Source organism: Bradyrhizobium sp. CCBAU 51765, assembly GCF_015291725.1.
Lineage (GTDB): Bacteria > Pseudomonadota > Alphaproteobacteria > Rhizobiales > Xanthobacteraceae > Bradyrhizobium > Bradyrhizobium liaoningense.
In genome coordinates this window covers 8098690-8118035 of record NZ_CP030038.1, presented here as the reverse complement: position 1 = coordinate 8118035, position 19346 = coordinate 8098690, and the positions used below count along the sequence as shown (strand labels likewise).

18 protein-coding genes are annotated in these 19346 nt (G+C 65.5%); 11 read left to right on the top strand and 7 right to left on the bottom strand.

The window, feature by feature from the left end; all coding sequences use genetic code 11:
- Positions 1 to 82: 82 nt before the first annotated feature.
- From XH96_RS37665 to XH96_RS37655, 3 genes are all read left to right on the top strand, one after another.
- On the top strand, positions 83 to 1060 hold the full coding sequence (locus XH96_RS37665) for an aldo/keto reductase (RefSeq protein ID WP_194394409.1): 978 nt from the start codon (positions 83 to 85) through the stop codon (positions 1058 to 1060).
- 3 nt (positions 1061 to 1063) lie between these two features.
- Positions 1064 to 1921 (top strand): amidohydrolase, encoded by an 858-nt coding sequence (locus XH96_RS37660; RefSeq protein ID WP_194390295.1) that lies wholly within the window; start codon positions 1064 to 1066, stop codon positions 1919 to 1921.
- A gap of 118 nt (positions 1922 to 2039) precedes the next feature.
- Positions 2040 to 3053, top strand: coding sequence for an IS5 family transposase (locus XH96_RS37655; RefSeq protein ID WP_194389004.1), 1014 nt, complete (start codon positions 2040 to 2042; stop codon positions 3051 to 3053).
- A 294-nt stretch (positions 3054 to 3347) separates the two neighbouring features.
- Here the strand turns inward: XH96_RS37655 and XH96_RS37650 are convergent, their stop codons facing one another.
- A complete protein-coding gene (locus tag XH96_RS37650; protein ID WP_194390294.1) occupies positions 3348 to 4577 on the bottom strand; it encodes an ABC transporter substrate-binding protein in 1230 nt (409 codons plus the stop codon).
- Positions 4578 to 4692: 115 nt separating this feature from the next.
- Positions 4693 to 5619 carry a class I SAM-dependent methyltransferase gene (locus XH96_RS37645; RefSeq protein ID WP_194390293.1) on the bottom strand — a complete coding sequence of 309 codons (927 nt, stop codon included), beginning with the start codon at positions 5617 to 5619 and terminating at the stop codon, positions 4693 to 4695.
- A 63-nt stretch (positions 5620 to 5682) separates the two neighbouring features.
- On the opposite strand from XH96_RS37645, the gene XH96_RS37640 reads away from it, so the two are divergent.
- From XH96_RS37640 to XH96_RS37615, 6 genes are all read left to right on the top strand, one after another.
- Positions 5683 to 6720: a ligase-associated DNA damage response exonuclease gene (locus XH96_RS37640; protein WP_194394408.1), complete on the top strand. Its 1038-nt coding sequence runs from the start codon at positions 5683 to 5685 to the stop codon at positions 6718 to 6720.
- On the top strand, positions 6717 to 8378 hold the full coding sequence (locus XH96_RS37635; RefSeq protein WP_194390292.1) for an ATP-dependent DNA ligase: 1662 nt from the start codon (positions 6717 to 6719) through the stop codon (positions 8376 to 8378). The genes XH96_RS37640 and XH96_RS37635 overlap by 4 nt, the downstream gene beginning before the upstream one ends.
- A gap of 211 nt (positions 8379 to 8589) precedes the next feature.
- Positions 8590 to 9603, top strand: coding sequence for an IS5 family transposase (locus tag XH96_RS37630; RefSeq protein ID WP_194389004.1), 1014 nt, complete (start codon positions 8590 to 8592; stop codon positions 9601 to 9603).
- A gap of 264 nt (positions 9604 to 9867) precedes the next feature.
- Positions 9868 to 10173, top strand: a complete 306-nt coding sequence (locus XH96_RS37625) for a DUF6460 domain-containing protein (protein ID WP_028181545.1) — start codon at positions 9868 to 9870, stop codon at positions 10171 to 10173.
- A 21-nt stretch (positions 10174 to 10194) separates the two neighbouring features.
- A complete protein-coding gene (locus XH96_RS37620; protein WP_194390291.1) occupies positions 10195 to 10929 on the top strand; it encodes an MBL fold metallo-hydrolase in 735 nt (244 codons plus the stop codon).
- 1 nt (position 10930) lies between these two features.
- Entirely contained in the window at positions 10931 to 12256 is a 1326-nt protein-coding gene (locus XH96_RS37615) for an MATE family efflux transporter (RefSeq protein ID WP_194390290.1), read from the top strand.
- Between the two features lie 140 nt (positions 12257 to 12396).
- Here XH96_RS37615 and XH96_RS37610 read toward each other — a convergent pair whose 3' ends face one another.
- Both XH96_RS37610 and XH96_RS37605 read right to left on the bottom strand, forming a co-directional pair.
- On the bottom strand, positions 12397 to 13494 hold the full coding sequence (locus tag XH96_RS37610; RefSeq protein WP_028181548.1) for a quinone-dependent dihydroorotate dehydrogenase: 1098 nt from the start codon (positions 13492 to 13494) through the stop codon (positions 12397 to 12399).
- Complete coding sequence (locus tag XH96_RS37605; RefSeq protein WP_061879635.1) at positions 13491 to 13835, bottom strand: DUF952 domain-containing protein; 345 nt, start codon at positions 13833 to 13835, stop codon at positions 13491 to 13493. Before XH96_RS37605 ends, XH96_RS37610 begins: the two co-directional genes overlap by 4 nt.
- A gap of 273 nt (positions 13836 to 14108) precedes the next feature.
- On the opposite strand from XH96_RS37605, the gene XH96_RS37600 reads away from it, so the two are divergent.
- A complete protein-coding gene (locus tag XH96_RS37600; protein ID WP_194390289.1) occupies positions 14109 to 14765 on the top strand; it encodes a helix-turn-helix transcriptional regulator in 657 nt (218 codons plus the stop codon).
- A 139-nt stretch (positions 14766 to 14904) separates the two neighbouring features.
- Complete coding sequence (locus XH96_RS37595; protein WP_194390288.1) at positions 14905 to 15657, top strand: carbonic anhydrase; 753 nt, start codon at positions 14905 to 14907, stop codon at positions 15655 to 15657.
- 63 nt (positions 15658 to 15720) lie between these two features.
- Here XH96_RS37595 and XH96_RS37590 read toward each other — a convergent pair whose 3' ends face one another.
- The 3 genes from XH96_RS37590 to XH96_RS37580 all read right to left on the bottom strand — a co-directional run bounded on the left by XH96_RS37590 (position 15721) and on the right by XH96_RS37580 (position 19327).
- A complete protein-coding gene (locus XH96_RS37590; RefSeq protein WP_194390287.1) occupies positions 15721 to 17361 on the bottom strand; it encodes a lysine--tRNA ligase in 1641 nt (546 codons plus the stop codon).
- 220 nt (positions 17362 to 17581) lie between these two features.
- Entirely contained in the window at positions 17582 to 18517 is a 936-nt protein-coding gene (locus XH96_RS37585; RefSeq protein WP_194390286.1) for a transporter substrate-binding domain-containing protein, read from the bottom strand.
- A gap of 219 nt (positions 18518 to 18736) precedes the next feature.
- Entirely contained in the window at positions 18737 to 19327 is a 591-nt protein-coding gene (locus tag XH96_RS37580; protein WP_194390285.1) for an SCO family protein, read from the bottom strand.
- Between the last annotated feature and the right edge of the window lie 19 nt (positions 19328 to 19346).

The following is a 19346-nucleotide window of genomic DNA, read 5'->3' as shown; positions in this document are numbered from 1 at the left end:
CATGCCTCTCCCGCTTGCGGTTTGCGCAAGCGGGAGAGATGATCCGGATTGTCGGAAGAAGACTGCTGGAAGGCAAATGGGAATGAAACGCTCGCGGCTCGGCTCCCTCGACGTTACTTCAATCGGTCTCGGTTCCGCTCCGCTCGGCGGACTGTTCACTCCCGTCAGCGATGCCGATGCGGAGGCGACGATCGCGCGCGCCTGGTCGGCCGGCATCCGCTTCTTCGACACCGCGCCGCTCTATGGCTTTGGCCTTGCCGAGCGGCGGTTGGGCGCATTCCTGCGGCAGCAGCCGCGCGACTCCTACGTCATCTCGACCAAGGTCGGCCGTCTGCTGCGCGCACCGGATGGCGTTGCCGCCGAGGACGAGCACTACAAGGGCACGCCGAGCGAGCGGCCGGTGTTCGATTTCAGTCATGACGGGGTGATGCGATCGGTCGAGGAGAGCCTGGCGCGCCTTGGGCTCGACCGCGTCGACGTCCTGCTCGTGCATGATCCCGACGACCATTATGACGACGCCGTCAGCGGTGCCTTCCGCGCGCTGCAGCGCCTGCGCGAGGACGGCACGGTCAAGGCGATCGGCGCCGGCATGAACCAGTCGGAGATGCTGGCGCGCTTCGCCGAGGCCGTGCCGGTCGACTGCTTCCTCCTCGCCGGGCGTTACACGCTGCTCGATCAGGGCGCGCTGGATGTGCTGTTTCCGGTCTGTCAGGCGAAGCATATCGGCATCCTGCTCGGCGGCATCTACAACAGCGGCATCCTGGCCGATCCCCACACGAGCGCGAAATTCAACTATCAGGACGCCGATCCGGCGCTCGTCGCGCGCGCGCTCGAGCTCGACGCGCTCTGCCGCAGGCACGGCACCGAGCTGAAAGCCGCCGCGCTCCAGTTCTGCATGGCGCATCCGGCGGTGACGGTCGCCGTGATGGGCGCGCGCAATGCCGCGGAAGTGGCCGATAACATCGCAATGTCGGAGAAAGCGGTGCCGGCCGAGTTCTGGCAGGAGCTGCGTGCGAGTAAGTTCGTCGACGTCCGGGCGCCACTGCCGGACGGAGTGTAAGGCATGATCATCGACGGCCACCAGCATTTCTGGGACCCGGCACGCGCCGAGTATCCCTGGATGGAGGCGGACGAGCTCGCGCCGATCCGCCGCGCCTTCGGTCCCGCCGATTTCGCGCCGCTCATGAAGGCCAACGGCATCGACGCAAGCATCCTGGTGCAATGCCGCTCTGCGCCGGAGGAGACCGAGGAGTTCCTGCACATCGCGCACGAAAATCCGTTCGTCGTCGGCGTGGTCGGCTGGGCCGATCTGACCGATGGTGCGCTTGACGAAACGCTCGACCGCCTGCGCGCTTTGTCTGGCGGCGGCAGGCTGGTGGGCATTCGCCACCAGGTTCACGACGAGGCCGACCCCGATTGGCTGCTCCGCGAGGATGTCCAGCGCGGCCTCACGGCTGTTTTCGCCCGCGATCTCGCCTACGATCTTCTGGTTCGCACCCGCGAGCTGTCGGCCGCGATCGCGACCGCGCAGGCCTTTCCGCAGGCACGATTCGTGCTGGACCACGCTGCCAAGCCGCCGATCGCCGACGGCGGCAGCGCCGAATGGACCGATGGCATCGCAGCGCTGGCGGCTTGCGGCAATGTCTGGTGCAAGATCTCAGGCCTGGCGACCGAGGCGGTCTGGAATGACTGGGATGCGGAGCGGCTGTTTCCGTTTGTCGAGCACGCCGCAAAATGTTTCGGCGAGGATAGGCTGATCTTCGGCTCGGACTGGCCGGTATGCCTGCTTGCGGGAAGTTACGGCGAGATCAAGACTGCGCTGGAGGTCTGCCTTGCGAGGCTCGGCCCGCGTATGCGGGACAAGGCGTTTGGCGTGAATGCAGCGCAGGCGTACCGGCTGGTATCGCGCGTCAGCGCCTGAGCGAGATGAAATGAAGGCTCGATCGCTGCAAAGACGGAGGTGCGCTCCCTCTCCCGCTTGCGAGAGCTTTGCATATTCGCGAATCTGCGATTCCCTAGACCGCTGAGGGAGGACGGGAATGGCCTATCGACAGGTTGGACAACCGAGCTTTGCGGACGCGCTGGTGTCGCGACGGGGAAAAGGCAATCCGGTGCTGAGACGGATTGGGGACTTGGTCGATTGGGCAGCGGTAGGGGGCGTGCTAGGCGGTCTGCCGGAACCGGAGCGTGGGGCGCCGGCCTATCCGCGGCTGGTGATGTTCAAGGCGCTGTTGCTGCAGCAATGGTACGGGCTGTCCGATCCGGAGCTTGAAGAGGCGCTTGATGACCGCGCCTCATTCCGCGATTTCTGCGGCTTTGTGCTCGGCGATGAGACACCCGATCACGCCACGATCTGGCGCTTCCGCGACAGTTTGCAGCGGGCCGGCCTGGACGAGAGGCTGTTCGGTGAGATCCTGCGCCAGATCGATGCGCATGGGCTGGTGGTGCGGCGGGGTACACTAATCGACGCGAGCCTGATCCCGGCGGCGGTGAAGCCGCCGAAGCCACCAGAGGAGCCGCAGCCCCCCGGCCCGGACGGTCGGGCGCCGAGCAAACTGGTCAACAGCAAGCGCGATCCGGATGCGCGATGGACCAAGAAGGGCGGCAAACGATACTTCGGCTACAAGGCCCATGTTGGCATCGACCAGGGCTCGGCAATCATCCGCCGCAGCAAGCTGACCGATGCTGCGGTCAACGATACGGTGCCCGCCGACGAGTTGGTCTGTGGTGATGAGAAGGCGGTCTATGCCGACCAGGCCTATGACAAGCACGAGCGCCGTAGCGGCCTGCGCGCGCGAGGCATCAAGCCGCGGCTGATGTTCCGGCCCAACAAGCATCATCCGCTGACCGCGCGGCAGAAGCGCTTCAACGGTGCCGTGGGAAAGCGCCGCGCACCGGTCGAGCAGGTCTTCGCGCGCCTCAAGGGCAGCTACCGCTGGGCGCGCGCCCGCTATCTGGGCTGGGCGCGCAACCAGACGCATCTGCGCCTGATCTGCCTGGCAATGAATCTCAAACGATGGGTGGCGTTGTCTCCTGCGGGAGTTGCCGCATGACCGCCCAACCCAATCAGTCGACCACGAAAGCGCAAACCTTCGATGCCGCCGACGTCCAACGCTACGCAAAAAACGCCCAACAGCGGCAATCACTCCCCCGCGTCCAATTAAGCAAAGCTCTCGCTTGCGGGAGAGGGTTGGGGAGAGGGTGCTTCCGCAATGCGACAATCCCCAAGAGGAGAAGCCCTCACCCGGCGCTTCGCCATAGCCGAGGCTTTGCCTCGGCGTCGACGGCCGCCGGAGGCGGCCTACGCCTCTCCCGCAAGCGGGAGAGGTGAACGAGCCGCGCCGTGCCTACTCCGACATCGGCTTGTCGGAGATGTCCCAGTCCTTGCCGGTGAAGGTGGAGATGAACAGCGTCTTCATCGGCGTGTAGTCCTCGGGCGTGTAGCTGTAGGTGACGCCGTCGAGGAAGTAGGGCGAGTGGAAGCCCGCGAGCGTCGATGCCTGCTTCAGCACGTTGGCGCGGGTGAGCGCGTCGCCGCAGCGGCGCAGGATCTCGCCCATGGTCACGGCCTGGCCGTAGCCGGCAAAGGCGATGGTGTTGTCGGGGTCGATCGCCGGCGTGTACTTCTTGCGCAGCTCCTCGAACGCCATCACGTCGGGGTCCTTCTCCCATTTGGGAAGACCGACCTCCTTGTTGTAGCGGATGGCGACGATGCCGGTGGCGTTCTCGAGGCCCGCGGCGCTCAGGATGGAGCGGCCGGTCGACCCCGCCGACAGTAATTGCAGCGGCTTCCAGCCGAGCTCGGCCACTTTACGAATCGACTGCGACGACGCCTTGCCGGTCGAGATGTTGTAGAAGACGTCGGCGCCCGATTTCGAGAGGTTGATGAGCTGGGAATCGACGGTCGGCTCGGTGAGATCGTAGGTCTGCTCCATGATCACCTGAGCGGTACCGCCGGCATCGGCCAGCACCTTCTTGAACGGACCCAGGAAGTCGCGACCGAAATCGTCGTTCTGGTAGAGGATGCCGATCTTCGCGTTCGGCTTCACGCTGACGACGTGCCGGGCCAGGATGCGCGCCTCGGTCGGATAGAGCGGCAGCCCCGCCATCGTCCATTTGAACTCTTTCGGGTTGTTCCACTTCGACGCGCCGGTGTTGAGCAGGAGCTGCGGCACGCCCTTCGAGTTCAGGTATTTGTGCACGGCAGTCTGCGGCGCGGTGCCGAGCGAGCCATACAGCGCCAGCACTTCCTCCTGCTCGACCAGGCGCCGCGTCGCCTCGACGCATTTCGGCGCGCTGTAGGCATCGTCCATGGTGAGGAACTTGACCTTGCGTCCGTTGATGCCGCCCTTCTCGTTCAGCATCTGGAAGTAGGCTTCGCCGATGCGCCCGAGCACGCCGTAGAGCGAGCCGGGGCCGGAATGCGGCACGGTCTGCCCGATCTTGATCTCGGTGTCGCTGGCGCCCGCGTCGTATTTCTTCTCCGCGGCCCAGACATAAGGCGCAGGCAAGGTGGATGCAGCGATGGTGGCGAGCGCGCCGGCGCTGAAATCGCGCCGCGATGGATTCTTCGTCATTATTTGTTTCTCCCTAGCGAGGGCATTGTGCTGACATCGCAGCGCAGCTCGCAAGTGGGGAGTCGCAACTTTGCGACGCAATGACGCTCATATTGCGCGGTGCTAGCGCCTAGACTCAAGTTTTCTCGGCGACGACGACGAGGCCGCGCACCGGCTCGTTGTTCTCGATGCGCGGCGAAGCCAGCTCCAGTGTCAGCAGCTCGAGGCCCGCCTTGGCAATCGCGTCGCGGACATATTCCGCGGAGTGGGCATAGCGCAGGCCTTCGCCGAGCACGATGCCGCCGCCGTCATGAGTCTCCAGCGTGAAGGCAAGCACGCCGCTCGACGCGAGCACGCGCCTGGCTTCGGTGAGCACCGGTGCGAGATCGGAGAGATACACGAAGGCGTCCGCGGCGACGACGAGATTTGCGCTCGCGTCCGCCTTGGTGCGCAAGCCTTCGATCATGTCGGCGATCTCGAGCTCGGCATAGAGGTTGCTCGCGCGGGCTTCCTTGATCATGCCCGGTGACAGGTCGACGCCGATGAAGTGGTCGACCTGCTTGGCGAAGGCGGCGGCCGCAAGCCCGGTGCCGCAGCCGAGATCGATCGTGCGCTTGAAGTAGGCAGGCTTCTTGGCGGCGCCGCGCGCGGCCAGCACCGCCTTGAAGATCAGGCTCGGGGCGCGATAGCCGAGATCGTTGATCAGCGTGTGCTCGAATCGCGGCGCGTATTGATCGAACAGCGTTTGTACATAGGCCTTGGGCATCTCCGCCATCTCTGCGTCGCCGAGCCGCATCAGGTGCAGGCCGGCGCCGTGCCGGTCCTCGGGATCGGAGTCGAGCGCCTTGCGAAAAGCCGCGATCGCCTTGTCGCGATCGCCAAGCTGCCGACGGATCTCGCCGAGCGTGAACCAGGCGGAGGCGAAGTTCGGCGCAAGCTCGATCGACTGCTCCAGCAGGTCCGCGGCCGCGGGCAGATCACCCTTGAGCTGGAGATCGCGCGCGAACTCGAAACGGCGGTCGGCCATGAGATCGCCGGAGGACTGGAACAGGCGCAGTGGCATTGAGGAACCGGGAACGAAGCGGTGATGACTCGAAGATGTGGTGACGCGACCTATATAGCAGGCATGCGTCCGCAAGACATCCTGCTGCCAACTGCTGCCGGCCTGTGCTGCAAGCCCGGCGGCTTTCATATCGATCCTGTCCGGCCGGTCGAGCGCGCCGTGATCACCCACGGCCATTCCGACCATGCCCGTGCCGGCCATGGCGCGGTGCTGGCGACACAGGAAACGCTCGACATGATGCGGCTGCGCTACGGCGAGAACTTTGCCGGCTCGACGCAAGCCATCCGCTATGGCGAGGAGATCCGGCTCGGCGACGTCCGCGTCAGATTTCACCCGGCCGGCCATGTGCTGGGCTCGGCGCAGGTCGCGGTGACGTGCCAGGACACCTGCATCGTCGCCTCCGGCGACTACAAGGACGCGGCCGATCCGACCTGCGCCCGGTTCGAGCTGGTGCCCTGCGACGTCTTCATCACCGAGGCTACTTTTGGCTTGCCGGTGTTCCGGCATGGCGATGCCGCTGACGAGGTGAAGAAGCTGCTGGCCTCCGTTGCGCTGTTTCCGGAGCGCGCGCATCTGGTCGGCGCCTATTCGCTCGGCAAGGCGCAGCGCGTGATCGCGCTGCTGCGGCAGGCCGGCTATGACGCGCCGGTCTACCTGCATGGCGCCATGGAGACGATCACCCACTACTACCAGAGCCGCGGGATCGCGCTCGGCGAGCTGAGGCCGGTGAAGGGCGTGAAGAAGTCGGCCCTTGCCGGCACCATCACGCTGGCGCCGCCCTCGGCGACTTCCGATCTCTGGACGCGGCGTTTTCCCGATCCCGTCACCGCCTTCGCGTCAGGGTGGATGCGCGTGCGCGCCCGGGCGCGGCAGCGCGGCGTGGAATTGCCGCTGGTGATCTCCGACCACGCCGATTGGGACGGCCTTACCTCTACCATCGGCGCGACCGGCGCGGGCGAGATCTGGGTCACTCACGGCCAGGAAGATGCGCTGGTGCATTGGTGCCAGAGCAAAGGCCTGAAAGCGCGGCCGCTCGATCTCGTCGGCTACGGCGACGAGGAGGAGAGCGAGACGCCGATTCCGGACGAGGCCGAAGCATGAACCGCTTCGCCGAACTGCTCGACCGCCTCGCTTACGAGCCCGGCCGCAACAACAAGCTGCGGCTGATCACCGGCTATTTCCGCGAGGTCGGCGATCCTGACCGGGGCTATGCGCTGGCCGCGCTGACCGGCGCGCTCAGCTTCAAGCATGCCAAGCCCGCGCTGATCCGCGATCTCATCGCGGCGCGCACCGACCCGGTGCTGTTCGGGCTCTCCTATGATTATGTCGGCGACCTCTCGGAGACGGTGGCGCTGATGTGGCCGAAGGCCGCGCTGGCCGCCCACAACAACCCGCCACCGCCATCCCTCACCGAAGTCGTCACCACGCTACGCACGCTCGGAAAGACCGAGTTGCCGAAGCAGCTCGAGCGCTGGCTTGACGAGCTGGATGAGACCGGCCGCTGGGCGCTGCTGAAGCTCGTCACCGGCGCGCTTCGGATCGGCATCTCCGCGCGCCTCGCCAAGACCGCAGCCGCCGCACTCGGCGACAAGGACCCGCATGAGGTCGAGCTGATCTGGCCGGGCCTTTCGCCGCCCTATCTCGACCTGTTCGCCTGGCTGGAGGGACGCGCCGAAAAGCCCGTCAATCGCGATCCCGCGCCGTTCCGGCCCGTGATGCTGGCGCATGCGATCGAGGACACGGATTTCGCCGCGCTCGATCCCGCCGACTACATCGCCGAATGGAAGTGGGACGGCATCCGCGTGCAGGCGGTGGCGGGGCGGGACGATCGCGGCCACATCACGGCGCGGCTCTATTCGCGCACCGGCGAGGACATCACGGGGAGCTTTCCCGACCTCGTGCCGTCGCTGCACCTGCCCGGCGCCATCGACGGCGAGCTCCTGATCCTGCGCGAGGGCCGCGTGCAGAGTTTCAACGTCCTGCAGCAGCGCCTCAACCGCAAGGTCGTCTCGCCGAAGCTGATCAAGGAGTTTCCGATCCACCTTCGCGCCTACGATCTGCTTGGCGACGACGAGAACGATCTGCGCGAGCTGCCTTTTGCCGAGCGACGCGAACGGCTGGAGAGATTCGTTGGGAAGCTCGACGATCCCCGCATCGACCTGTCGCCCACGGTCCCTTTCACAAGCTGGGACGCGCTGACCGCCGCGCGCGCCGATCCGGCGAGCGCAGGTGCCGGCGAGGATGCGGACGCCGTCGAGGGCGTGATGCTGAAGCGGCGCGATGCGCCTTATCTGCCCGGGCGGCCGAAGGGCCAATGGTGGAAATGGAAGCGCGACCCGCACATCATCGATGCCGTGCTGATGTATGCCCAGCGCGGCCACGGCAAGCGTTCGTCCTATTATTCCGACTACACTTTTGGCGTCTGGACCGAGCGCGATGGCGGCGACGAACTGGTGCCGGTCGGCAAAGCCTATTTCGGCTTCACCGATGAGGAGCTGCTCCAGATCGACCGCTTCGTCCGCCGCAACACCACGGAGAAGTTCGGCCCCGTGCGTCATGTCGTGCACGAGGGCGACAAGGGGCTCGTGCTGGAGGTCGCGTTCGAGGGTCTGCAACGTTCGCCGCGACACAAGTCCGGCGTCGCCATGCGCTTTCCCCGCATCAGCCGCTTGCGCTGGGACAAGCCGCCGCGCGAGGCCGACCGGCTGGAAACGCTGGAGAAGATGCTGAAGGCGGAAGCGGCGGAGATTGATGTTTGAGGCGTTCTGAGGTCAGGTTCGATCGCCGCTGCGAACGCAGTGCGCCCCCTCTCCCGCTTGCGGGAGAGGGTTGGGGAGAGGGTGTCTCCGCATCGGGAGTCCCCCAGAGGCGAGAGCCCTCACCCGGCGCTGCGCGCCGACCTCTCCCGCAAGCGAGAGCTTTGCATATTCGCGAATCTGCGATTCCCTAGACCGCTGAGGGAGGACGGGAATGGCCTATCGACAGGTTGGACAACCGAGCTTTGCGGACGCGCTGGTGTCGCGACGGGGAAAAGGCAATCCGGTGCTGAGACGGATTGGGGACTTGGTCGATTGGGCAGCGGTAGGGGGCGTGCTAGGCGGTCTGCCGGAACCGGAGCGTGGGGCGCCGGCCTATCCGCGGCTGGTGATGTTCAAGGCGCTGTTGCTGCAGCAATGGTACGGGCTGTCCGATCCGGAGCTTGAAGAGGCGCTTGATGACCGCGCCTCATTCCGCGATTTCTGCGGCTTTGTGCTCGGCGATGAGACACCCGATCACGCCACGATCTGGCGCTTCCGCGACAGTTTGCAGCGGGCCGGCCTGGACGAGAGGCTGTTCGGTGAGATTCTGCGCCAGATCGATGCGCATGGGCTGGTGGTGCGGCGGGGTACACTAATCGACGCGAGCCTGATCCCGGCGGCGGTGAAGCCGCCGAAGCCACCAGAGGAGCCGCAGCCCCCCGGCCCGGACGGTCGGGCGCCGAGCAAACTGGTCAACAGCAAGCGCGATCCGGATGCGCGATGGACCAAGAAGGGCGGCAAACGATACTTCGGCTACAAGGCCCATGTTGGCATCGACCAGGGCTCGGCAATCATCCGCCGCAGCAAGCTGACCGATGCTGCGGTCAACGATACGGTGCCCGCCGACGAGTTGGTCTGTGGTGATGAGAAGGCGGTCTATGCCGACCAGGCCTATGACAAGCACGAGCGCCGTAGCGGCCTGCGCGCGCGAGGCATCAAGCCGCGGCTGATGTTCCGGCCCAACAAGCATCATCCGCTGACCGCGCGGCAGAAGCGCTTCAACGGTGCCGTGGGAAAGCGCCGCGCACCGGTCGAGCAGGTCTTCGCGCGCCTCAAGGGCAGCTACCGCTGGGCGCGCGCCCGCTATCTGGGCTGGGCGCGCAACCAGACGCATCTGCGCCTGATCTGCCTGGCAATGAATCTCAAACGATGGGTGGCGTTGTCTCCTGCGGGAGTTGCCGCATGACCGCCCAACCCAATCAGTCGACCACGAAAGCGCAAACCTTCGATGCCGCCGACGTCCAACGCTACGCAAAAAACGCCCAACAGCGGCAATCACTCCCCCGCGTCCAATTAAGCAAAGCTCTCGCTTGCGGGAGAGGTTGCAGCCAGTCTGCGCCGCGCGCTTGCCCCGAATTAAACTCCAGTAACCCGATTGGCGCCTCGTTCCGGGTTCCCCATGTGCCCCGCCGTGTCCTATAATGAGGTCGAATCCCCTGAGGAGTTTGCGATGGTCCAAGACGTCAGAGATTTGCCGGCCGGCCGCAGCGACGGCCTGCACCGCTTTCTCGGCGGCTCCCCGCTGGCGGTCGCGTTTCGCCTGGTTCTGCTCTCGATCCTGGTCGGCGTCGTGCTGGCCGCGATCGGCTTCGACCCCTGGAACATCATCACCAGCATTCGTCTCCTGTTCCAGCGTCTCTGGGATCTCGGCTTCGATGCCGTGAACTGGCTGTGGCGCTACTTCCTGCTCGGCGCCGTCATCGTCATCCCGATCTGGCTGCTCTCGCGCGTCTTCGGCGCGCCGCGCGGCCGGTGAGATTTTGAAGGCTCGCTGCCGATGCAATTGCGCTTTGTCGGCAGCGGCGATGCTTTCGGCTCCGGCGGCAGGCTCAACACCTGCTTCCACGTCTCCGGGCGCGAGGCCAACTTCCTGATCGATTGCGGCGCGTCGGCACTGCCGGCGCTGAAGCGGCTCGAGATCGACTGCAACGAGATCGATCTGATCCTGATCACGCATTTCCACGGCGACCATTTTGGCGGTCTACCGTTTGTCCTGCTCGACGCGCAATTCTCGGGGCGGACGCGGCCGTTGACGATCGCGGGCCCGAAAGGCATCGCGGCGCGGCTTGCCCAGTTGATGGAAGCGCTGTTCGAGCATTCCTCAAGCACCCAACAGCGGTTCGAGCTGAACGTGGTCGAGCTCGCCCCCGAGCAAGGCCGAAGCTTCGGCGCGGTGACGGTGACACCCTATCCGGTCGTGCACGGCGAATCCGGCGGGCCTTTCCTGGCCTATCGCGTCGAGGCCGAGGGCCGCACGCTCGCCTACAGCGCCGATACCGAATGGACGGAGACGCTCATTCCGCTGGCGCATGGCGCGGACCTTTTCATCGCGGAAGCCTACATGTACGAGAAGGTGGTCAAGAACCATCTCAGCCTGAAGACCTTGGAACAGCACCTGCCCGCGATCGGCGCCAAGCGGCTCGTCCTCACCCATATGAGCGAGGACATGCTGTCGCGTCTGGGCGAAGTGCCGCATCTCGCTGCAGAGGACGGCATGGTGCTCGTGTTCTGACATGCACGCACCAGTTCATCCCAGGATCAGCTCCCGACAGGTGTTCTCCATCGCGGGACCGGCGATGGTCGCGAACCTGACCACGCCGCTGATCGGCGTGGTCTCGACCACCGCGATCGGACGGCTCGACGATGCCGCGCTGCTCGGCGGCGTCGCGATGGCCTCCGTCATCTTCGACTGCCTGTTCTGGCTGTTCGGCTTCCTGCGCATGAGCACGCTCGCCTTCACCGCGCAGGCGCTGGGCGCCGGCGAGACGCGCGAGCAGACCGCGATCCTGGTGCGCGGCTTCATCGTCGCCGGCCTGATCGGCACCGGCCTGATCGCGCTGCAGCTGCCGCTGACCTCGGTGCTGTTCGACCTGATGGGCGGCAGCGAAGGCGTGACGCGTGCGGCGAAAACCTATTTCATGATCCGGATCTGGTCATCGCCATTCGCCTTCGCCAATTACGTCGTGCTCGGCTGGCTGGTCGGGCAGGCCCGCGCCAATCCCGCCCTCGCGCTCCAGGTCGTCATCAACGTCATCAACATGGTGGCGACCATCCTGCTGGTGCTCGTCTACGACACCGGCATTGCCGGTGCGGCGATCGCCGCGCTGCTCTCGGAGACGATCGGCTTCGCGCTCGGCGTGGTCGTCTGCCGCCGCTATGCGGACGATGGCTTCAGGGTGCCCCGCGCAACGCTGTTCAATCGCGCAAAGCTGATGCGTCTGCTGGCGGTGAACTCCGACATCATGATCCGCACGGCGGCGCTGATCGCCGTGTTCCTGTTCTTCACCGCCAAGGGCGCGCGCGCCGGCGACGTCACGCTGGCGGCGAACTCCGTGCTCAACAATTTCCTCCTGGTCAGCGCCTTCTTCCTCGACGGCCTCGCCAACGCAGCCCAGCAGCTCTGCGGCCGCAGCTTTGGCGCGCGCGACGCCAGGGGATTTGCGGATTCGACCAGGCTGGTGCTGCTCTGGGGCCTCGGCTTCGCGCTGGTCGTCGCCGTGCTGTTCGCGCTGTTCGGCCCCAACCTGATCAATGTCATGACGGCCAGTGAGGACGTTCGCCGCGCCGCGCGCGACTTCCTGCCGTTCATCGTGCTTGCGCCGATCCCCGGCGTGTTCGCCTTCGGCTTCGACGGCATCTATGTCGGTGCGACCTGGGCGCGCGAGATGCGCAATCTGATGCTGGCTTCGCTCGCGATCTTTTTCGGCGTCTGGCTGGCGCTGCAATCGTTCGGCAATGCCGGATTGTGGTGCGCGCTGATCGCGTTCTATGTCGCCCGCGGCGGCTTGCAGGGTGCGCGCTATCCGGTGCTGTATCGGGCGACGTTCGCGAAGCTGTAGCTCTCGTGTCCCGGACGCGCTGCAGCGTGAAACGCTGCTGCGCAGAGCCGGGCCCCAGAGCGCCGCCACATGGGCCCCGGCTCTGCAGCGCACACGCCGAAGTCAGCGCGCTGCGCTGCGTCCGGGGCACGGGAAGGGCATCACATCCCCGGCCAGTCTTCCGCTGTGAGCGTCGCCGCATCAGCACCGACGATATCGGAGAGCGAATCCCGGCCCGTGCGGAGCAGGGTCGATGTCAGGTCGCGCTTGATCTCGTCGACGAGGCCGAGACCCTTGTAGACCAGCGACGAATAGAGCTGGATCAGGCTGGCGCCGGCGCGGATTTTCGTCAGCGCGGCGCCGCCCGAGTCCACGCCGCCGACGCCGATCAGCGGGAACGCACCCTCGACGCGCACATAGGTTTCCGCGACCATGCGCGTCGACAGACGGAACAGCGGCCGGCCGGACAGGCCGCCTTGCTCCTTCGCCCGCACCTGCTCGCGCAACGTGCTCGGCCGCGCGATCGTGGTGTTCGACACGATCATGCCGTCGACCCGGCGCGAACGCGCGACCTGCACGATGTCGTCGAGCTGGGCAAGGCTCAAATCCGGCGCGATCTTGAGCAGCACCGGCGTGTCGCCCGCCTTCTGGCGCACCCGCTCGCGGGCGTCGATCACGTGTGCGAGGAGATCGTCGAGCAGCGCGCCTTCCTGCAGATTGCGCAGGCCGGGCGTGTTCGGCGAGGAGACGTTGACGGTGAAATAGCTCGCCACCGGCGCAAAGGTCTCGATCAGCTTGACGTAGTCGGCGACACGGTCCGGCGAATCCTTGTTGGCGCCGACATTGACGCCGACGATGCCGCCGTGCTGCGCACGCGCTGCAAGCCGGCGCAACGCAACCTCCGCACCGTCATTGTTGAAGCCCATCCGGTTGATGATCGCCTCGTCGCGCTCGAGCCGGAACAGCCGCGGCCGCGGATTGCCTTCCTGCGGCTTCGGCGTCACCGAGCCGATCTCGACGAAGCCGAAGCCGAGTCGCAGCAGCGCGTCCGGAACCTCGGCGCTCTTGTCGAAGCCCGCGGCCATGCCGATCGGATTGGGAAAGTTCAGCCCGAAGGCGCGCACCGCGAGCTTGGGATCATCGGCACGCGGCTTGGCCGGCGGCAGGAAGCGCAGGCCCTGGATCGCGAGGCGATGCGCATCCTCGGGATCGAGCCAGCGCAGCACCGGCAGAGAAAAGGCGTCGAACGCGCGGATCACGGCAGCAGCTCCGGAACATCGTGACCGCCGTCGGAGCGTATGTTGAGGTTGATCACCGCGATCACCGCGCCGACATCGAGCTCGCCATAGAGATGTGGAAACAGCTCGTCGTTGCGCGAGCGCTCCCAGCGCAGCTCGCTGCCGAGCACGTCGCCGTCGACCTCGACCAGGAACAGCGCACGCTGTCCGAAATAGTGCTTGCGCAAGGTCTCGGGAACCTGGGCAGCGGTCGAGAAATGGATGAATCCGTCGCGCGCGTCATCCGCGCTGCCCCGGTAGACACCCTGCCGTTCCGCCTCGCGCCAGGCCGAGGCCGGACAGATTTTGTAGATCTTGACCACCGCTTTCGCAGCCTTGTTTGTTCTTTGAGTTCTTTGGGTTTTTTCGTCTCACGCGGGTCCGCAAAACCCCGGCGCGACCGTAAAGGCCGTCCCTTCCGAACTCAAGACCTAGAGTCTTTTCCGGTCCGATGAAATCGGAGCGGGGCTCTGGATTCTTGTTTTGACGCGTTTTCGTGACGCGAACCGGTACCACTTCGCCACCTCTTGCGCGAAAAGCGGAAAACCGGTTGATTTGAGGATAGTTTTCCTGAGTTGCGACGGGCTGGACCTTCCATGGTCAGACAGGCCAAAGCGCAGAGGATGCTGACTCACGACCAGATCTGGGCCGCGCTGGACCGGCTGGCGGCGCGCGCCGGACTGTCACCGTCCGGCCTTGCCAAGCGGGCCGGGCTCGACCCCACCACCTTCAACAGGTCCAAGCGCGTCACCGCCGACGGGCGCGAGCGCTGGCCTTCGACCGAATCGATCGCAAAGGCGCTGGCCGCGGCCGGCGCCTCGATCGACAGCTTTGCGAAATTGATTGACCATGACGGCGCGGGCGACGGGCGCTCGGTGCCGCTGCTCGGCTTCGCGCAGGCCGGGATGAGCGGCGCCTTCGACGAGGCCGGCCTTCCATCCGGCAGGGGCTGGACCGAGATCGCGCTTCCCGCCACCGAGGACGGCCACACCTTTGCGCTGGAGATTTCCGGCAATGCGCTTGCGCCCGTCTATCGCGACGGCGACATCGTCCTGGTCTCGCCTGGCGCGCAGATCCGCAAAGGCGATCGCGTGGTGGTGAGGAGCAAGGCGGGCGAGGTGACGGTCGCGACGCTGAAGCGCCGCACTGCAAAGGCGCTGGAGCTTCAGCCGCTCGATGGGACGCAGGCCGAACGCGCGCTGGCGGCGAGCGATGTGGCGTGGATTGCGCGGATCCTGTGGGCGAGCCAGTGATTGCCTTCCGTCGGCATGGTGCCAGATGCGGTGACACCACCGCGCCGCGGCCCGCAGCGAGCGACCTTGCGACTCACCGCGCCTCTTGCATAGGCTGCAGCCGATATTATCGATCCAGTTTGTCTTTGGGGGAATAAGGATGAATCGCCGTCACGCATTGAAGGCCCTGGCGGGTCTTGCGCTATGTCCGCTCTGCAAGCCAGCCTTCGCGGGCGAAGGCACGCATTGGAGCTATGAGGGCGTCGGCGGTCCGGCCAAATGGGGCGATCTCGATGCGGCCAACAAGGCCTGCGCGGTCGGCCTGCAACAGTCGCCGATCGACATCGAGGCGACGATCAAGTCGCAATTGCCCGTTCTGAAACTGAACTGGGGCAAGAGCGCCGACACCATCGTCAACAACGGGCACACGATCCAGCTCAACTTCGCCGAAGGCAGCAGCTTGATGCTCGGCAACGTCAAGTACAAATTGCTTCAGGTGCACTTCCATCGTCCGAGCGAGCACATGATCGGCGGCAAGAATTTTCCGATGGAGGCGCATTTCGTCCACCGCAACGAGGCCGGCGGGCTGGCCGTGGTCGGCGTGCTGATGGCCGAGGGCAGGCCGAACGCAGCCTTCGGCAAGATCGTCAAGACCATGCCGGCGGCGGAAGGGCCTGCCGTGAAGGCCGACGCCGCCATCGATCCTCACGCCATGCTGCCGCAGCGGCTCGGCTATTTCCGCTATCCCGGCTCGCTGACGACACCGCCCTGCTCGGAAGTGGTGGAATGGCTGCTGCTGACCGACCCGATCCAGGTCGCCAGCGCCGACGTCGCGGCGTTCGCAAAGCTCTATCCGATGAACGCGCGCCCGGTGCAGAAGGACAACCGGCGCTACGTGCTGAGGTCGACCTGAGGCATCACGCCGGGGCCGTGTAGCCCCGGATGGTGCGTGCACTCCATCCGGGCCGCACGCGCCTTACGCGCTCCGCGCCAGCGCGCCGTCGATCATGTTGACGGCATTCTGCACGCCGTACACGGCGACGAAGGAGCCGAAGCGCGGGCCTTTCTCTTGGCCGAGCAGAACCTGGTAGAGCATGTTGAACCAGTCGAGCGTGACGCCGGGGCGGCCGTCCTTGCCCTTCTTGACCTGATCGAGGAACGGCTCGCGGCGCCCGACCTCGTAGACGACGTTCTGGATGTCCTCGGCCGAAGCGTCCGGCGCCAACTGCGACAGCGCATCGCGCAGATCCTGGAGCGCGGCGCGCTCGCTGTCTGTCGGCACCCGGAACTGCTTCGTCGGCGCGACGAAGTCGCGATAGTAGTTGATGGCGTAGCCCACCATCGCGTCGAGCTTCGGATGCGTCTGCGGGCTCACGCCGGGACGATAGCGACCGATGAAGCCCCACAGCGTCTCGGCATTCTCCGCGTTCGACGACGAGACCAGCGTCAAGAGCAGCTGGAAGGTGACGGGCATGTCACCCTTCGGCGGCTTGCCGTTGTGGATGTGCCAGACCGGATTGCCGAGCTGCTGCTTGCCGTCCTGCTTGGCAAAGCCGTCGAGGAACTGCTGGTAGTCGTCGACATTGCGCGGGATGACGTCGAAATAGAGCCGCTTGGCCGCCTTCGGCTCGCGATACATGAACAGCGACAGCGATTCCGGCGAGGCATAGCGCAGCCATTCGTCGATGGTGAGGCCGTTACCCTTCGACTTCGAGATCTTCTGGCCCTTCTCGTCGAGGAAGAGCTCGTAGTTGAAGCCTTCGGGCGGCGTGGCGCCGAGCGCCCTGGCGATCGCGCCGGAGAGCTTCACCGAATCGATCAGATCCTTGCCGGCCATCTCGTAGTCGACGCCGAGCGCGACCCAGCGCATCGCCCAGTCGGCCTTCCACTGGCACTTGACGTTGCCGCCGGTGACGGGCGTTTCGACCTCCTGGTTCGTATCAGGATCGACATAGGTCACCGTGCCGGCCGCGACGTCGCGGCGGATCATCGGTACCTGCAGCACGACACCGGTTGTCCTGCTGATCGGAAGGAACGGCGAATAGGTCGCGCGGCGATCGGGACCCAGCGTCGGCAGGATGATCGCCATGACCTTGTCGTAGGCGGCGAGCATCTTCAGCAGCGTCGCGTCGAAGCGGCCCGACGTGTAGTAGTTGGTCGAGCTCGCGAATTCGTAGTCGAAGCCGAAATGGTCGAGAAAGGCGCGCAGCCGCGCATTGTTGTGCGCGCCGAAGCTGTCATGCGTGCCGAAAGGATCAGGAACGCGCGTCAGCGGCTTGCCGAGATTGGCTTCCAGCGGCGCTCTGTTCTGCACGTTGTCAGGCACCTTGCGCAGGCCGTCCATATCGTCGGAGAAGGCGAGCAGGCGGGTCTTGATCTTGTCCTCGGTCAGCACGCGGAAGGCATGGCGCACCATCGAGGTGCGCGCGACCTCGCCGAACGTGCCGATATGCGGCAGTCCGGAGGGACCGTAGCCGGTCTCGAACAGCACCTCGTCCTTCGGGCTCTTCTTCAGCCGCGCGACAATGGCCTTCGCCTGCTCGAACGGCCAGGCGTTGGATTGTTCGGCGAGCGCACGCAGGTCGCTCGGGTTCGCGGCAAGATTGATAACGGACATCAGGGGCCTCCGGGCCGCGGAAAATAGCGATTTCCGGGCAGAATGCAATTTTGTGGGCGGTGTTGCCTCTCGCGCCGTCATTGCGAGCCACCGGGGTCCGCGCAAAGCGCGGCTCGATGACAGGCTCCGCGAAGCAATCCAGAATCTTTCTGCGGAAACAGTCTGGATTGCTTCGTCGCAAGGGCGCCTCGCAATGACGGCGGAGGGAGCAGCGGCGAAACTAAAATGGGCTCACGGAGAAATACCGCAGCCACAGATCGGTATAGCGGCCTTTTTCCCAGACGCGGAACATCGCCCAGTTCAGGGCCTGGCGCAGCACGTCGTTGCCCTTGCGCACGGCGATGCCGATGCCTTCGCCGAAGAAACGGCTCTCGACGAAGGGGCCGCCGGAAAAGGCGCAGCAATCGCCGGAATCCGTGCCGTTGATCCAGAACGCCAGCGAGATGGCGTCGCCGAAGATGAAATCGACCTCGCCCCTGCGCAAAGCGGCGCGCATCGCATCGTCATTGGGGTAGGCATGCAGTTCGGCGTCGGTGAACATCGCCTTCAGATACGCCTCATGCGCGGAGCCGGCGATGACGCCGACCTTCTTGCCCTCGAGATATTCGGGCCGGATCTCCGGCATCACTGCGTCCTTGCGCGAGACGAAGCGCGCCGGCACGCGGTAATAGGGATCGGTGAAGTCGACGCGGGCGCGCAGCTGCGGGCTCACCGCCATCGAGGCGATGATGGCATCGCCTCGGTTGGAGGTGAGCGCGTCGACCAGCGTCTCGAAGCGGCGCATTTGCACGGTGCAGGTGACCTTGATCTCCTCGCACAGCGCACGGGCGAAATCGACGTTGAAGCCGGCCGGGTTGCCGTCTGCGCCAGTGTAGTTGAACGGCGGATAGTCGGTCTCGGTCAGGAAACGGATCACGGTCAGGCGCGACAGGTCCGGCCGTTCGGGGCGCCGCCGGGGATCCCAGAAGCCGGGCACGGCCTGCGGTGCGGCCTGAGGCACAACCTGCGGCGTGGCCTGAGGGGCCGCCGGGGGCCGCTTGGCCGGCGCCTGGGCATTTGCGGCCGGGAGGCCGATGAGCAGGCACGCGCCGACGGCCAGCCCCGATAGCAAGCTACGGGCAGATTTAGACGATTTCGCCTGTTGCGATGGAGCCATCGGCCGGAGATGAACGAATTTCGTTGGGATCGGAGGGCCTTATAGACCATCCGGGCCGGAACGCGAGCGCCGAATGCGGGCTGAGTAAAGGTCTCTCAGACGTCATGCCCGGGCTTGTCCCGCCTGCCTGGGCCTTCGCCTCGCCGAAGCGGCTTCGGCCGCGCAGGCGGGACAAGCCCGGCCATGACGATGTGGAAGCAGCCGCGCCCGGCCGAGACCTCAGAGATACTTCTTCAAATCCGCCGCCGCCTCTTCCGGCGTCCGCTTCAAATTGAACGGCGAGACGAAGCGGCCATCGCGGTCCATCAGATAGATCAGCGCGGTGTGGTCCATGGTGTAGTCGCCGTCCTTGGTCGGGACCTTCTTGGCATAGACGCGGTAGGAGCTGATGACCTTGGCGGTCTCGGCGGGATCGCCGGACAGGCCTTCGAGGTGCGGATCGAAGCTCGACAGATAGTCCTTCATCGTCGCCGGCGTATCACGCTCGGGATCGACCGAGATGAAGACGGCATTGATCTTGTCGGCATCCTTGCCCATTACGCGCAACACTTCCGAGATCTCGAACAGGGAGGTCGGGCAGACGTCGGGGCAATGGGTGTAGCCGAAGAAGATCAGGGTCGGCTTGCCCTTGAGGCTCTTGTCGGTGACGGCTTTGCCGTTCTGGTCGGTCAGCTGGAACGGCCCGCCGATCGCGGCCGGCTGCGCCACCTTGCTCAGCCCGCCCATGGCCCAGAACATGATCAGGAGCCCGACAATGAGGCTTGCGGCGAAGGCGGTCGCGATCACCAGCGGACGGGCAGCGGAACTCATGGGCGGAAAACTTCCTGTC

Coding starts and splice junctions, on each gene's coding strand:
- XH96_RS37655 (WP_194389004.1), top strand. CDS start 2,040: ATGGCCTATCGACAGGTTGGACAACCGAGCTTTGCGGACGCGCTGGTG.
- XH96_RS37585 (WP_194390286.1), bottom strand. CDS start 18,517: ATGGCTCCATCGCAACAGGCGAAATCGTCTAAATCTGCCCGTAGCTTG.
- XH96_RS37580 (WP_194390285.1), bottom strand. CDS start 19,327: ATGAGTTCCGCTGCCCGTCCGCTGGTGATCGCGACCGCCTTCGCCGCA.
- XH96_RS37630 (WP_194389004.1), top strand. CDS start 8,590: ATGGCCTATCGACAGGTTGGACAACCGAGCTTTGCGGACGCGCTGGTG.
- XH96_RS37600 (WP_194390289.1), top strand. CDS start 14,109: ATGGTCAGACAGGCCAAAGCGCAGAGGATGCTGACTCACGACCAGATC.
- XH96_RS37650 (WP_194390294.1), bottom strand. CDS start 4,577: ATGACGAAGAATCCATCGCGGCGCGATTTCAGCGCCGGCGCGCTCGCC.
- XH96_RS37640 (WP_194394408.1), top strand. CDS start 5,683: ATGCGTCCGCAAGACATCCTGCTGCCAACTGCTGCCGGCCTGTGCTGC.
- XH96_RS37595 (WP_194390288.1), top strand. CDS start 14,905: ATGAATCGCCGTCACGCATTGAAGGCCCTGGCGGGTCTTGCGCTATGT.
- XH96_RS37635 (WP_194390292.1), top strand. CDS start 6,717: ATGAACCGCTTCGCCGAACTGCTCGACCGCCTCGCTTACGAGCCCGGC.
- XH96_RS37590 (WP_194390287.1), bottom strand. CDS start 17,361: ATGTCCGTTATCAATCTTGCCGCGAACCCGAGCGACCTGCGTGCGCTC.
- XH96_RS37625 (WP_028181545.1), top strand. CDS start 9,868: ATGGTCCAAGACGTCAGAGATTTGCCGGCCGGCCGCAGCGACGGCCTG.
- XH96_RS37665 (WP_194394409.1), top strand. CDS start 83: ATGAAACGCTCGCGGCTCGGCTCCCTCGACGTTACTTCAATCGGTCTC.
- XH96_RS37645 (WP_194390293.1), bottom strand. CDS start 5,619: ATGCCACTGCGCCTGTTCCAGTCCTCCGGCGATCTCATGGCCGACCGC.
- XH96_RS37620 (WP_194390291.1), top strand. CDS start 10,195: ATGCAATTGCGCTTTGTCGGCAGCGGCGATGCTTTCGGCTCCGGCGGC.
- XH96_RS37660 (WP_194390295.1), top strand. CDS start 1,064: ATGATCATCGACGGCCACCAGCATTTCTGGGACCCGGCACGCGCCGAG.
- XH96_RS37615 (WP_194390290.1), top strand. CDS start 10,931: ATGCACGCACCAGTTCATCCCAGGATCAGCTCCCGACAGGTGTTCTCC.